General features: G+C 53.2%; 9 protein-coding genes. All 9 read left to right on the top strand.

All coding sequences use genetic code 11. From position 1 onward, the window contains the following. Positions 1-200: 200 nt before the first annotated feature. The 9 genes from KYK14_RS01955 (at position 201) to KYK14_RS01915 (ending at position 15,406) form a co-directional block, all read left to right on the top strand. Positions 201-1,019, top strand: coding sequence for a HipA family kinase (locus tag KYK14_RS01955; RefSeq protein ID WP_219156501.1), 819 nt, complete (start codon positions 201-203; stop codon positions 1,017-1,019). Beyond that, complete coding sequence (locus KYK14_RS01950; RefSeq protein WP_219156499.1) at positions 1,016-1,867, top strand: DUF3037 domain-containing protein; 852 nt, start codon at positions 1,016-1,018, stop codon at positions 1,865-1,867. The genes KYK14_RS01955 and KYK14_RS01950 overlap by 4 nt, the downstream gene beginning before the upstream one ends. Positions 1,868-2,063: 196 nt before the next feature. After that, on the top strand, positions 2,064-3,062 hold the full coding sequence (locus tag KYK14_RS01945) for a DUF4007 family protein (protein ID WP_219156497.1): 999 nt from the start codon (positions 2,064-2,066) through the stop codon (positions 3,060-3,062). Positions 3,063-3,067: 5 nt separating this feature from the next. Then, entirely contained in the window at positions 3,068-6,427 is a 3,360-nt protein-coding gene (locus tag KYK14_RS01940) for a hypothetical protein (protein ID WP_219156495.1), read from the top strand. Between the two features lie 11 nt (positions 6,428-6,438). Further along, positions 6,439-7,266: a phosphoadenosine phosphosulfate reductase family protein gene (locus KYK14_RS01935; RefSeq protein ID WP_219156494.1), complete on the top strand. Its 828-nt coding sequence runs from the start codon at positions 6,439-6,441 to the stop codon at positions 7,264-7,266. An 18-nt stretch (positions 7,267-7,284) separates the two neighbouring features. Next, positions 7,285-8,106 carry a DUF4007 family protein gene (locus tag KYK14_RS01930; RefSeq protein WP_219156493.1) on the top strand — a complete coding sequence of 274 codons (822 nt, stop codon included), beginning with the start codon at positions 7,285-7,287 and terminating at the stop codon, positions 8,104-8,106. 17 nt (positions 8,107-8,123) lie between these two features. Then, positions 8,124-8,633: a hypothetical protein gene (locus KYK14_RS01925; RefSeq protein WP_219156491.1), complete on the top strand. Its 510-nt coding sequence runs from the start codon at positions 8,124-8,126 to the stop codon at positions 8,631-8,633. Between the two features lie 41 nt (positions 8,634-8,674). After that, on the top strand, positions 8,675-13,045 hold the full coding sequence (locus tag KYK14_RS01920) for a hypothetical protein (RefSeq protein ID WP_219156489.1): 4,371 nt from the start codon (positions 8,675-8,677) through the stop codon (positions 13,043-13,045). A gap of 303 nt (positions 13,046-13,348) precedes the next feature. Beyond that, positions 13,349-15,406 carry a hypothetical protein gene (locus KYK14_RS01915; RefSeq protein WP_219156487.1) on the top strand — a complete coding sequence of 686 codons (2,058 nt, stop codon included), beginning with the start codon at positions 13,349-13,351 and terminating at the stop codon, positions 15,404-15,406. The last annotated feature ends 1 nt before the right edge of the window (position 15,407 follow it).

Genomic DNA, 15,407 nt, shown 5'->3' with positions numbered 1-15,407 from the left:
GCATCCGACATTTCTCAGATTGGCCGTTGATGAGCCACCGTTCCAGACAGTAGTAAGATCAAAGTTGTTTTGCATCTTTTACAGAAGATTTATAAAAGTGCCTTAATATTGGAAATTGCTTGGGAATAGATGGTAGAAAGTATACGCTAGGAGCAAAAACTACTTTTGCTCTATTTTCGCAGCCCTAAAAGTAAATCCTTGTGCTGATTACTGACTCTGCTTATCGGCTGCCGCTTGTTTATGCTCTTAAGCCAGACCAAACCCTCACTTCCGGCGCCAACCGCCCGCTGCTGATTCGCGGCGTCGATGCCGAAACCGAGGAAGAAGGCGACTACGTGTTGAAAGGTAGCGGAGCTGAACGGATGTCTGTGGAAGCTTTCGAACGGGAATTGCTCGGCTGTTTTGCGGCTTGGCAGGTAGGTCTTCAAGCCGTGACGCCAGTGCAGATAGATGTTAGCCCTGAGTTTTTGGCACTCATGCGCGGGCGAGAAGAGTACGGTTTAATTAGCCGCTCACTAGGACGCAACTTTGGCTCCGAGTACCAAAGAGGTCTTCGCGAATTCGTTACAGGTCAGCCGCTGACGACCGCCGAACTGGAACAAGCCCAGTTGATTTTTGCGTTTGATGTTCTGATAAATAACGTTGACCGCAATGCTCTCAAGCAAAATATGCTTACCGATGGGCAGCGCATTGTGCTACTCGACCACGAGCTAGCATTTTCCTTTACCAAAGTATTGCCTTTTCTACGTTCTCGCCAACCTTGGCTCCTGGAGGAGGTTGATGTGCGGGAGTGGATTCAGAAGCATTATTTCTTTCCTCACCTGCGGGGCCGCCAGTTCGACTTTACTACCCTAGTCCCGCAACTTTCACGTTTAGATACCGCCTTTTGGCAAGCTGCCCGCCAGCATACTCCCACTGCTTGGCAAACCGAACAAGTAGACGATATTGAGGCGTACATCTGCCAAGTGCTGTCACACGTATTAGAATTTACTCAGGAACTTAACCGCGTAACCGCATGAAAACCTATCAATATCAGGTGTTGCGTTACCTGCACGACTACGTGACGGGCGAGTTCGTGAACGTGGGTCTGGTTTTCTACGAGCCTCAGACTCATTTTCTCCGTGCGCAAGTCATATCAAAGGCCCAGCGCCTAACCGAATTTTTCCCCGGCCTAATAGGTCGTCATATTCTCTCTGTTCTCAAGCATTTTGCGGCGGCTGTCAACCGCGAGGGACAAGCTTTGACTACTCAAGGTCCACTGTTTGTTCAGGCCGAGGAGTTCGACCTCAGCCAATTTACCCGCAGCCTTATACGCCCCAACGATGCCGCTTGGCAGCTGACCAACGTGGAACAAGGGTTGACGCTAAATACCGACCGTACATTTGCTGACCTCTACCAGCGGCTTATTGGCGAGTACCAACAGGAAGCTCCGCCTGCCCGCACCGCCGACGAGCGGGTATGGCGGCAGTCCTACAAACAATATTTTGATCGTCACCATTTGACTGAGAAGCTGAAGCCCCGGCAAGTTCCGACGGCCAACGACGAAATCAAATTCGATCATACCTGGCAAAATGGAGTGCTCAACTGCTTTGAAGCCGTCACCTTTCAGCTCAAGCAGCCTGCCAAAGTCAAAGACAAAGCGTATAAATGGGTAGGTCGTCTCACCGAGCTAGGGACGGGCGATGTGCCGCTACACGTATATTTGTTAACGGCTTCTCCCGCCGACCCAGCGTTGCAGGAAACCATCGAGCAGATCATCACGGCCGCTAGCAGCCCGATGGTGCAGGTCGATATTATTCACGAAAACGAGGCGGAAAATTTCGCTCGTCAGATAGAACGTAAGATGCAAACGGCTGGTCACGAGTAACCCATTGCTTTTCAAATTCCAACCAACGGACGGCTTTCTGCGGGAGGTCGTCCGTTTTGCTTTTGCGGGCCAGCTACCACCGGTAATCTCGCTAGGCAGGTTAGTAATTTTCAGTTTCATTGCCGACCTTTCCCATAGTTCGCATTTTCTTTTCTGTTATTCTACTTTACTTTTCCGCTATTCTACTTAATCTGCTATGCAACCACCTCCTCATCCTAGTGCTGCTACCGGTCCTGATATGTTTGCGGGCCAAGTCACCACCCAGGTCTTATTACCCAACCCTCCCAGTTTTGCCGGTCACCAAACGTTTGCCTTGCGCTCTGCTTGGTTGAAGAAAGGCCTCGATGCGCTACGCGATGATGCCCGAGTCTTCAGCGCCGACGATGCACTGGTTACCTTGGGCGTGGGCAAAAACATGGTTAGTGCTATTCGCCATTGGTTGATAGCCACCCAACTGGTTGGGGCTGCCGAGCGCAGTGGGGAGTTTCTGGCCAGTGGCTTAGGAACATTCCTGTTCGCCGCCGACGGGCACGACCAATACCTGGAGGACCCCGCAACGCTTTGGTTACTCCACTGGAATCTGTGCGGACCTGGCAGCCAGGCCTACACATGGGTATACGCCTTCAATATGTGGCGCGAGTGGGAATGGAGCGAGGCTGCCTTAGCCGATGCTATTCTCAGTTCCGCGCAGGCTAACAGCAGCAAAACCTCATCATTCGAAACGGTAAGGCGCGATGTTGGCGTGTTCATCCAAACCTATCTGGCGCCTACCGACCGCGGTCAGAACACGGAAGATGGCCTCGATTGCCCCTTACGTGAACTAGGGTTGTTGCGTCCCGCCCTGGGTAATCAGCAGCAGTACACCTTCGCAGTAGGTCCCAAACCTAGCCTGCCAACTGCCATTTTCGCGTGGGCGCTCCTGAACTTTTGGGACTGGAAATACCCTGGTACTACCACCATTGCGGCTCGCGATATTGCCTACACAGAAGGCTCACCAGGTATTGTATTCAAGCTAGATGAAGATTCTACGCTGGCATACTTGGACCAATTGGAAACTCTAACCAATGGCCTGTTGCGCTTTGAGGATACTCCCTTGGTTCGTCAGGTAGTTCGTACTACTGCAGCGGCTCTTACTCCCGAAGTGCTGCTTTATTCTTACTACGCTGCTCCAATGCTTGAGCAGCTGCATGCTTAGCTTTCATGTCTGCTACCTCCACCCAAACGCTTGCTGATATTGTTTCGGTCCAGCCTCGCTTTGGCCGTTCCGTGCATTTGGAGCGTGACCTCGCGGCTGGTACTGCTACCGACGGATACTTCCTTACTACCTCGGCCTCAGAGGCGCTGCAAGGCGTGTTGCGGGCCCATACCACACCCCTCGACCGCGCTCTGTCGCTCATCGGTCCTTATGGGGCTGGTAAAAGTGCCTTTGCTACGTTCCTAGCCCGACTCGTATCCGAGCCGAACTTCCGCCGGACCACCCAACTCCCGGCCGACTTACCCACAGTGCCTCAGCTGTTGCCTATCCCCATCGTGGGTTCTCGCACGGCTATTGGTCCGGTTCTGTTAGCCGCCTTGCGCAGTGCCTTGAGTACGGCCCCTGGTGCGCCAGCTATTCCCAGTGCTGTCGATAAAGCTGAAGCCAAACCCACTCCTCGCAATATTGCCAATGCCTACGTGGCAGCTGCCCAAGCTGTAGCTGCAGCGGGCCAGCACAATGGTTTGCTGTTACTTGTCGACGAAGCGGGTAAATTTTTGGAGTACGCCGCCGCTTACCCCCAAGCCGGCGATATTTTCGTGTTGCAGGAGCTAGCCGAGGCTGCTGCCCGCGCACCACAAGAAGCCGCGCTGTGGGTGCTGACCGTTCTGCACCAAAATGCCGAAGCCTACGCGCACCGTCTCGGCCGTACCCAACAAGGCGAGTGGGCCAAAATAGCCCAACGCTTCCGTCAACTGCCACTCTTTCCGTCCGATGTGGAGCGCATGGACTTGATTGGTCGTGCCCTGCGGCACGCTCCCGAGCTGCACCTCAACGGCACACTATCGAGTCAGCTAGCCCCCGTGCTCGACCCCAAAGCGCGGATGCTCCCCAACGGCCTCGAAGCCCGATTCCCTGACCTCGCCCGCGCCGCCTACCCGCTGCATCCCTTGGCTCTGCTGGTGGTGCCTGCGTTGTTCCGGCGAGCCGGCCAGAGTCACCGCAGCATCTTCAGCTTCCTCGAGGGGCAGGAAAACGGTGCCCTCGGCCGTTTTCTGCTGGAGCAGCCCTACGATCCTGCCAAACCGGCCTTTTTTACCCTCGACGGCCTGTTTGACTACAGCCGCGACGTGCTGTTGTCGCACTATACCGGTCCCAGTGCTCGCCCCTGGCTCGAAGCCGTTGAACTGGTTGAAAGCGACTTGGCTATCAACCCACCCCTCAGCCCATTGGCGGTACGGGTGCTTAAATGCATTGCCCTGCTCAACTGGTTACGAGAGCCACGCTTGTTAGCCTCCGATGCGGTACTCACCGCCGCGCTCGGCCCCGATGCCGCTGTGGCTATCGAGGAATTGGAAAGCCGCTCCCTCATTGTGTGGAGCCGCGCCCGCCACAGCTACCGCTTGTGGGAAGGTGGTGATGTCGATGTAGAAGCTGAGCTAACTACCGCCCGCGCTACGTTGGCCGGTGATGTGCTGCTTTCCGCCGCTACCGATCCGGCCTTGTTTCCGCTGCCGCGCTTAGTAGCGCGTCGTCATGCTTTCCGCACCGGTACACTTCGCCCAGTGTCAGTCGAAGTACTCCGCCCTGAAGCTCTCGTTGCCCGTGCTATGCAGAGCCCCGCCGAGCTGGCAGTATTGCTTTGCCTAGCCCCAAACGCTGCTGCCGAAGCGCAGGCTTTAACTGATGCCCAGCGGCTAGCTCAGCCTAACTTTTTAATTGCGGTAGCGCTCGAAACCGAAGCCCTGCGCGATGCGGCTTACGATTTGGCCGCCGCTCGGGTAGTTCTCGATACCGTGCCAGCTATGCTCGGCGACCGAGCCGCCCGTCGTGAGTTGGCCCTCCGGCGCCACGAGGCCGATACCATTTTCCGTGCCGAATGGGCCCGCTTATTCGAGCCCGCGTTAGGGGCCGAAGACTTGACCGCTGCCGATGCTACCACGGCTATGGCTACTTGGTTCACCCAAGGCCAAGAATTACAGCTGCCTAATGCCCGCGCTTTCAGTCAGGAACTATCCAATCTGGCCGACCGAACATTCCATAGCACCCCTGTGCTGCGTAATGAGCTGCTTAACCGCCGCCAGCTTTCTTCCGCCGGCGCCGCCGCCCGCGGGGCCCTCGTCAAAGCCATGCTCAACCAGGGCGAGCAGGCGCGGCTAGGCTTTACCGGCTACCCGCCCGAGTACGCTATGTATGCCTCGGTGCTGCATGCTACCGGTCTCCATTACGAGTTGCCCGATGGTACCTGGGATTGGCGTAGCCCCCTCGACACCCCCGACGACCGTGCCGAACTCCTGCCGGTATGGCACGCCATCGAGCATAAAGTGTTCGAGTCACCGCGCCCTATTGCACTGCCCGACCTCTACGACCACCTGCGGGCCGCACCCTACGGCGTATCTGAAGGCGTACTGCCGGTGCTGCTAGCTATTTTCCGCCGCGCCCACCAGGGCGACACCTCGCTGTACCGCGAAGGAAATTTCCTGGCCGAGGAGAAAGATGCTGATTGGGAATTGCTACTACGCCGTCCCGATATGTTTGCCCTCGGCGACAGCCGGGTGCAAGGCGCCCGCCTAGCCGTAGTAGAGCGTATTGCCGAGGCCACGGGCGTAGCTTCTCAGTTGGTACCCGTAGTGCGCCGCTTGCTCAAGATGCAAGCTGGGCTGCCCGAGTACACGCGCCAAACCAATCGGCTCGAACCAGCCGTTCTCGAACTCCGCGATGCTTTTCAGCAAGCCCGCTCGCCCGAAAACCTGCTATTCTACGCTGCGCCGGTCGCGCTTGGCTTGCCGCCCTGGCCCGCCGATGCACCCGCCGACGCGCCCCGTATTGAGCTGTTTTTCGCCCGGCTCAATGCGGCTTTGCAGGCGTGGAATGCTGCCTACCCCACTGTTCGTGAGGAGGGCCGTGACCTATTGCTAAAAGCGTGTGCCTATCCCGCTGGCGCCGAAGGGTGGGCCCAGCTTCACCAGTATCTCCGTTCGCTGATTGGTTCGCCCCAACTACCACAAAAATTAGTGCCCTTAGCTGGCCGTTGTACTAGCAACAACCCCGAGGAAGACCTTGACCGGGTACTCGCGCTGATAGCCAACCGCCCACCCCAGCTGTGGCGCGATGTCGATGTGGCGGCTTTCTCTAGCCACGCTGCCCCCTTTGGCAATGCCCTACAAACACTGGCAGCCAGCGTTGCGCCGCCCCCAGCTGCGGCGCGCCCTGCTACCAAAGCCCAGCGCCAGCAGGTCGACCGGTTTGTGACTCGGCTTGGGGAGCTGCTGCCCGCCCCAGACACTCGCCCGCCCGTTCACCTGCTCCGGGCCGCCGTGCTGCGCTGGCTCGATGCGCTGGAACAAGAAGATCAAGCTCAATAATCCTTTGCGTGATGAATTTACCCAACTATACCGGCCCGCGCCACCCCGAAGGCCAAAAGGTGCGTCACATTCTCTGCCTCTCCGGCGGCAAAGATTCTACCGCCTTGGCACTTTATATGCGGGATAGAGTACCTGAAATGGAATACGCCTTTGCCGATACTGGGGAAGAACTACCGGAGACGTATGATTATTTGGCAATGCTAGAAGCCTACTTAGGTAAGCCTATTGTTCGCCTCAATCCAGATCGGCTATTTCAACATCACTTGGATATTAGGAATGGCTTTCTGCCTTCCGGCCGCCAGCGCTGGTGTACTGATTTGCTCAAAATAAAACCTTTCGAAGCTTTCGTTGGCGATGATTTAGTCTATTCCTATGTAGGTATCCGAGCTGATGAAAACCGGTCTGGCTACATATCTAGTAAGAATAATATAATTCCAGTACTACCTTTTAAAGATGACGGACTTGAGTATAAGGACGTGATGCAATTACTTGATGACAGTGGTTTAGGATTGCCTAAATACTATGAGTGGAGGTCACGCTCGGGTTGCTATTTCTGTTTCTATCAGCAAAGAAATGAGTGGGTTGGTCTGAAAGAACGTCACCCAGACTTGTTCGAGAAAGCAAAAACCTTCGAAAGATTTGACGAAGAAACTGGTACTCGTTTTACTTGGAATCAGCGTGAAAGCTTAAACGAGTTGGAACAACCAGAGCGAATGGCACAAATAAAAGCTGATCATCAACAGCGCTTGGAGCGACAAAAAAATTTCGTTTCAGCTGATTTATTGGATATTCTTGGGGATGATGACAGTGAAGAGGGATGCTTGATCTGCCACTTATAAAAAGGAAAACTAAGCGTTATGGCTGACTTGGGATTATCGTTTGGGCGTACCTTCCCTCTAATCAGAACAGAAGTTTCAGCAGTACTACATGCCTTTTCTGCAGGAGAAGATATGAAAAGTACAATGGTAGCAAACGAAAAAATTCCAGCGGCGAAAGGTTATTGTAGGAGAGCTGGATTGATTGATAACGAACGGCAGCCTACGCCATTCGGCGAACAGGTTATCTCGCATGACCCAAACTTGGTTAGGCCAGAAACGCTATGGCTCATACATTATTTTCTCTCTGCTCCACATTATGCCACACCCAATTTCTGGGGTGATTTGGTTATTAATAAACTCTCGCTTGGAGAAAATATTAACTCTGATTCTATTAAGAAAAGAATTGCTGAATACGCTATTGCAGCAACAGGAGTAAATCAATCAGACTCTACCGTCGATTCAGCAGCAGCGTCATTTTTAGGGACTTATGCGAAGAAAACGTCATTATATGAACTAGGCATATTTCCAGAAAGAACTGATAAAAATGGTGTGGTAAGAGAGCAATCCGGGCAATACCAAATGAGTACCCCTCAACCTATCCCCCCAACAGCTTTCGTGTGCATTCTAGCAGATCACTGGCAGGCAAATTTCCCTAATACTGCTTCCATAGACGAAGAGCAACTCACCCAGAGTGACTTACCGCGGCTGCTGTTGCTAGGAGTTGATGGTTTCAATGCCAAGCTAGCTGAACTAGCCGATCCTCAACGGGGCTTGATCCAGCGCCAACGCCGTTTCAACCCGCCCCAGTTGCTGCGCCGTTGGACCGATCCATCTGTACTTTGGAATGCTCTCTATGCTTGAGTCTCTTTTTACCAGTCATGCCTTCTATTTTAGCCGCTGAGTCGGCAGCGCCGTTGCCCGTGCGCCTACTCGTTGCGGGGTTGCGCCCGCCTTCAGCCCCTCGTGTGCGTACTGCCTTAGTAGCTCTGGGAGCTGCTGCATATGCCGCTGCGCCCGAAGTATGGGCTTCAGAATTGGCCCTAAATAGTGTGCATTTAGGTCTGCATGTGGCTGACCACTGTCAGCCCCATGGCCACGTTAGCCTCGATCCTGTTCGGCTGCTCGACTATCTATTGAGTCTGCTGCCTGACCCCGATACGCCCGAGCCGCCCGACCCCATTATATCAGGCGTCTGGGTATGGGGATTTGATGTGTTACTTGCTAAGTTGTCCGAAGCCGAGCGGTCTGCCTTTTGGCACCGTCTACACGGCACTGCCTCCTACCGGCCACCGCTGGTTCTGGCCTTGCCAGCCGCTCTGCTAGGCCGTTTTGGCCCTACCGACCCTGCCAATACATGGGGGGCACAACGTTTTCTTTTGCTGCCGTAACAGCCTCCTACCTGTCCTTCTATTTATCTTTTGACTATCTTATGTCCTACTCAATACGCGAAATTACCACTCAAAACGCCCAAGCTGCCTTTGTCAGTGATGTTGCGCTCGACTGGTACCCCAATCACCCTAACAATGCTAATCTAGCAGCATCCTATTCCTGGACGCGTCAGCAAATCGGAGAGGAGCTGCCCTCGCTAGCTGCTCTTAACCGTCTGCGCGAGGGGTTTGAGTCTGACGAAATTGCTAAGCTTGGCAACCGTCACCTTTGGGAAGCTATCTATGGACATGGTAAGTCGCACTTAGCCCTAGCCCTGGCTAATTTTTTCGGCAAGCCCGCCGATTCGCCCGAAGTCCAAAAAGTACTAGCTGCCATCAAGCATGCCGAAGGCGACTACGAAGGCCTTAAAAACTTTAAAGCCAGCCGTCAGCCCTATCTAGTTCTGCGTCTATTTGGCAACAAGCCCTATACCCTAGCACAGGGCGTTATGCGCGGCCTCGAAAAAGCGTTTGAAGAAAATCCTGCTACCAAAGGCACCGAGCTAGGCCTGTGGTTTAAGCCCGCTGAAGAAGGGCTTGCGGCCCTTGCCAATAATCCAGATCAGGTTGCTAAGGCTAATAAATTCCTCAAAACGCTTACACCCGCACTTACTCTACAGGACCTGCACGAGGACCTCAGCACGCGCCGGGGCCAGTACCGTGAGCAGCTCAGTCAAATGGTGCACCACGTTACTGGTTTCCCGCCAGCCTTTGGTGATGTGCTCGGGCCTAAGCAAGTGGTCGAAAGTGTAGTAGATCAATTCTGTGGCGAGGGCAAGCCCTTCGCCGGCTTGCTTGTTCTCTTCGATGAGTTTGGCCGCTATATCGACGACTATGCCCGCGAATACGATCTGCTCAGCAAAAACCAACCTCTACAAAACCTACTTGAAGGCATTGCCAGTCGGCAAAGCCGGGCTGCTATCGTTGCCTTCACCCAAGCTAATCCCGAAGGTATTGCCCGCCGTGTGATGGGAGCCAATGCAGCTCGGCTAGAAGAAGTGAATAAGGAGCTTACTCGCTTCCCAGATCCTCAGCGCAAAGCCCTTGTTTCACCCCTTGAGGCCGTCCTAGGTGACTTTCTGAAGCAAACTGAAACCAACTGGAATGCCCTATTAGATGCTAATCCAGCTGCCGAAGCTGGCCTTGATGCTGCCATTGATATGACTAAAGTCTTGTTTCCGGCGCGCTATGCCAGTTGGAAATCGAGCCAGGTTCAGCACCAACTGGGCTATGAGTGCTACCCTCTGCACCCACTAACTACAGCGTTGCTCTGTACTCTAGGCATTCGCGAAACAGTATCGGCGCGTCCCAGTCTGGGTTTTGTGCAGGAATCGTATCGCCGTTTCGCCGATTATTCTGCCCTAGCACCTGACGGCACTTTGCAGTTCATTTCTGCTACGCAGCTAGTCGCCTACTTCAAAGAGTCACTGGCAAAAAAGGACGAGGATTGGAATCGTTACCTCAATGCCATACGTCTAGCCGATACCGACTTGCCCCGACTCGGTAAACAGGACGCCGCTAATATTAAGGCGGATGTACTAGCCGCTATTTTTATACGCGAAACAGCGAACCTTACTATTGGTGCCGGCATTACCGACTTCGAGGGAATTATCGCAGCGCTCTGCGGCCACCCCCGCGCCGATGTAGGCAAGGCGTTGCGTGAGCTAGCTGCTGACGGGCGTATAGAGCACGACCCCGCAGGTAAGAAATACATGTTCTATAACCTGGGCCAAGATAGCATGAAAGCTAAACGGGCCTTGGCTCAAGAGACTGACCAGCTTCTGGCTGACCCCTTCGATTTAGCTAAGGCATTGCGCAAGCAGCTGCCAACGCTCGACTATGCCGAAGAGGTATCCCTCGGCAACGCCATCGATTGGGCGGCTCCCGTACACATTGTTCCATGTGCGCTCTGGTCCCGTGACTACTTGCGTCAACTGCTGCGTCGCTACCAACTCAATGCTGAACGCACTTGGCTCGATACCGGTGTGCGGCGTGGCTACGCTATACGCCCTGTAGGCCATACCGAAGAAGACGTGGCTTGGCTTCGTACAAATGCGCCTACCGATTTTGAAGTGGTAATACAGGAATTGGATGCAGCCTATCCGCCACCAGCCGTGCTAGTGTTACCGCAAGAACCTCATGCTGGCCTACTGCGCGCTTTGGCCCAACAACAAGTGCTGCAAGACTGGGGTCCGCAAACTCGCGCTGATTTTGGTGACAAAGCCATTGAACAGATTCAGACCCAAATTGCTGAACAACGGCAAGTAGAAATAAGCAAGCTGCGCGACGAAGAGAAAAAGGTCGCCGACTACCGGGTGCCTACTGTGTATGCCCCAATGGTGAATGCTGAGTTTGCTACAGTTCCTAAGCCTTCCCTTCGAGCCTTGCTCAAGGCCTGCTATACTCCCGCCTATGGATGGCGCGCCCCTTATCTTGATGATGCTATGAGTAGCACTAGCTACCGCAAAGGTGTGTGGACGGCTTGCGACTACCTGCGCCGTGACAAGTTCATCGATTGGGAAGACAACACGCGTGGCTCGGGTGGGGCACCCGCTCGCAAGGTGTATGAAAAAATTCTATGTGATTCTACTACTACTTGGGCAGTAGTAGATAAGGGACTCCGGGTTGTAGACCCACGTCTCGACGTCGTGCAGCGGGGATGGAAAGTACTAGAGGAAGCGGTACCTGCTGGTACCAGACCCGACGACCGAGTATCCCTCCGGGAACCTCTATTGAAACTGCTGAATGCTCCTTATGGCTACGACTATTATGCCCTAGGCTTGTTGTTTTGTGCTTGGGCTGGCCGGCACCGGCGTACCCTGAGCTTCTATCAAGGTAGTACCGGCCAACGTTTGGTTGGAGAACAATGGTTTAGTACTGAGACTAACTTTGAAAAAGTAATTTCTACTCTCCTTGGTCACCTTGACCTGCATGCCGCCCGTGAGGACCAAAACGTAGTTAATGAACGCATTGAATTAGTAATAAGGGAGTGGGAGGAACACAAAACATTAGATTTCACGGAAGCTGTTAGTCGTTTAGCCGAGTTGAAGGAGTACGCTACCAACGAAGCCAGTGACCCCGTGTTGCGCGAACGTGCTTTGGATGCGGCTCCTCAATTAACAGCTGCTATACAGAAGATTAATGAATATCATATTCGGCTAGACCAAGTGCTTGAGGAGTTACCAGCTCTTGCAAGTGCTAATGTTGATAACGTTCGTGCTACGGCCAAACTACTAACAGAAGTGCGAGTAGGTGCTCCTCAAGTAAGTGTGCTGCCCAAAGACCTTGACCATGCTATTCAGGTGGAAGCAAAAGTTATAAGTGCCATCCGTAGCTTGACTATGTCTTCTTACATTACCTACTCTTCTCCGGCGCAGACTAACTCCTTAAACAAGTGCAAGGAAAATGAGGGTCGCTTGTTGCAAATGAAATCCTGCCTCAGTGGTTTGGACACTGAGCTAGGTGTATCGAAACTAGAGGAGGGGCTTAAAATCATACAGTTCGAAAAGACTCGAATAGAGGGTGAGGAGCTGGACGCCGTATTGTTTAGTCGGCTTAAGGAAGTAGATAAGCTACGCAACCTAGCCGAACTACGTCATGCTGTTGCCGAGTTTTCCACTCGGAAAGCCCATTCCGAAAAAGGTATCACCAATAAAAAGTTAACTCTAGATAATGCTCAGGCTCGTATCCAGCAGCTAGAGCAAGAATTAACTACTGCTGTAATTAAAGCTAAAACGCTGCCTGAGCATGAAGGCAAATCTCTGAAGGCGTTAACCAAGGAAGTAGCACAATTAACGGCTAACCTTCAACGGCAATATGATGCCTATCAGCAGGCGACCCCAGAAGCTGCTCAGCACGAAGAAGCTCTCAAATGGTGCGGTATCTGGACTAAAATTCTAGATGGGCTAATTGAACTCGCCGACGATACTGTTGAAAATACAGGTGAGTTGACAAAGCTTTTGAAAAAGTACGACAAGCTTTTGCTGCATTCTGGTATAACAGAAATTCAGCAAGCATTTGTCGGTAAGGCTAGAAAAACTGTGGAAGCAGCTTTCGCCGTGCAGGTACAGGCTGCTGTTGATACACTTACCGCGCTAATCGCCCGTAACGACCAAAAAGAGCCTGCCGAACCCGCTGCTCAAATCGTCGCCGACCTGCAAGTTGCTGCCGCTAGCACTTTCCATTTTCTGCCCAAGGAAGAGAAAGCTCGTCGTGAAAAGCTAGAAAAAGCCTTGCAGAAAAGATTAGATGCTGACCAAGTGGAGGATATTGCCTACCGGTTTAGTCAAATTAAGGATACTGCTCAGCGTACTAAATGCATTGAGCGCCTCCGTCAACTGCTTGAAAAGGAGCTGCCGATTGAAGCTAGTTAATCTATGTCTGCTACTGCCTCTTTCGCTCCTCACTTGTTACTACTCGACCCAATTGGTGATGCCCCCGTGCCTGTTGGCTATACTGTAGTTGACACAGATGTGGCGTGGCTTCGTGCTGCTGCCTATGTCACTGATACTACTGCACCCAAAGTACTGGTACGTGGGTTCGAGCGCTGCAAATGGGCTTACACATGGTGGCAGGCCCGCGGTGGCCAAGTATTTGAATGTGCTTCGCCCACTACGCAGCTCCTCGCCCGCTGCCCTACGCTAACTGAGGCTCAAGCTCGTCAAGTCTTGGCTGACATGCATACCCCTCCGCCAGCCAATTTGCCTGCTTTGCCCGCATTATTGGCTACGTTGCATCCTAGTTTTGCAACGCACTGGCAAGCGCTTCCTCCGCATCCTACTGCGTCGACGCTACGCCAACATGCCGCGCATTGGCTATCCTGGCTAGCCAGCAATACAGCTCCTTTTCCAGAGCATCAACTGCCTGTACTGCACAGCGTATTAGCTTCTTGGCAGCTAAGCCATCCGGCTTCGGCTACACTTTTTCCTTCAACTTCCTCCGAAGCCCGCTCAATCTTGGCTGCATGGATTGGCTATGCCGACCAGCATACACTGCACGCAGAGCTTTTGTCAACTTTACATTGGGCCGAGCAATTTCCACTTGCTGTAGCTCCATGGTTAGTTACGGTCAATGCTGCTTTCCGTGAGCAGGTTGTTAAGGTACTAAGCGCAGCACCTGCTGCTGCCAAAGATCAAGCAGCTTTAGAATGGTGGCATCACCAAACCGCCAAAAATCAGCGTGCTGAAATTCGATCCGCTGCGCTCAATGTTTTAGTTCAACAACTGCAGCTTCCTGCTTTTTCCATTGCAGCTACTCAATACTTAGTCTCCGAGCTAGAACGTAGCCCCGCAGCTACTGATACTATCGTTGCGGCACTCCGTAGGCTCGTTCCTCCACCTGTTCCTGTCGCGCCGCCTACTGAGCCTGCTGCCGCCTTGCAATGGGCCATTCAAGAGTACTTGCCCTACCGGCGTTGGCAGGCTAATCAAGCTGCTAACCCAGCAGCGACAGCTCAGGTTCAGCAGTTAGCTCAAACATTTAGCGACTGGTTTCTGAGTGCCTATCCTGACCATTTGGTTGGCACTAAGGCTCCTCATCAGCAACAATATTGGGCCAAACGAGCCCTTAAAACTCCTGCTGCCGACGAAATCGTGCTGTGGATTATTGCTGATGGGTTGGGTTGGGGGGATGCGCTTACACTGCAACAATTAGTTGTTAATCGAGCAGGTGGGCGGCTGAGTTTGGCTGCTGCTACCCCGTGTTTTGGCTTGGTTCCTACCATCACTTCACATACTAAGCGAGCTGTTCGATGGGCTGTGCCTCTACATCATACTGAGGCTGCCAAAGCCAATTACTTTACTCAACAGCCTATTCCTCCAGCCGACGTACGTGGTATCGACAATCTGGCCGAGGCAGTGCAGAATGCTCAACCGGGTCAAGTACTGGTCTGGCAGCCACCTGAACCCGATTCTATTTACCATCATCCTGGTAGTGCTCAGACTATCCGCAATAAAGCTGAGGGTTCCCTAAATGGCTTAGCAATCAGTATTTGTGAAGCCGTTAATGCGGTACCGGCTACTAACTCTGTGCGAGTACTTATTACTACCGATCACGGCCGTTTGTTGAGCGAAAGCCCTCGTGTCCTCGAGCCCATTGCTGGATTTACTGGCCACGGCCGGGCAGCCTTCCGGGCTAAAGCTCCCGCTGGACTACCTATTCCACGCCCCGAGGGTGCGTTAGATACTGATACAGTTCGTTGGCTTGACCCTGAACGGTACCGCTTGCCCGATTGGGTAGCTGTTGCTCGTACCGATGCTTCTTTCAAAATTGTGAATAACAATGGCGGAATGCGCGGAGGAACTGATTTGTTTCCTCATGGTGGTGCTTGGCCTGAAGAGGTCGTTGTGCCTTGGGTTGAACTGCACAGCCACTTGGCCAAGCTGCTAGTCGGGGGAGTCCTCACCGGTGAAAACCGTTCTAATCGTGCTGGTGTCGCCACGTTGCAGCTAGTTAATACCAGTCCGCGCCCGGCCCGTCTTCGTCAAGTAGAAATCAGCATTCCCCGCCTCGAACCTCTTGTAGTAGCGTTCGACGACCTGCTGCCTGATTCAGCTGAGTTGCAATGGGCAATTGATCTTCCGCGCTGGCCTGATACTGCCCAAGCTGATAAAACACAAGTAACTGTCATGTTGTACACACCTGATGGCGAACAACATTATTTTACTCTCACTGCTAACTTACGCAATACCGATCTGCGTCAAGTCAGCGCCAATCCGCTTGACGACCTATTGTAAA

This window comes from Hymenobacter profundi (assembly GCF_019334315.1).
Classification (GTDB): Bacteria; Bacteroidota; Bacteroidia; order Cytophagales; family Hymenobacteraceae; genus Hymenobacter; species Hymenobacter profundi.
The sequence above is the reverse complement of the archived record's forward strand: the minus strand, read 5'-3'. Positions and strand labels throughout refer to the sequence as shown.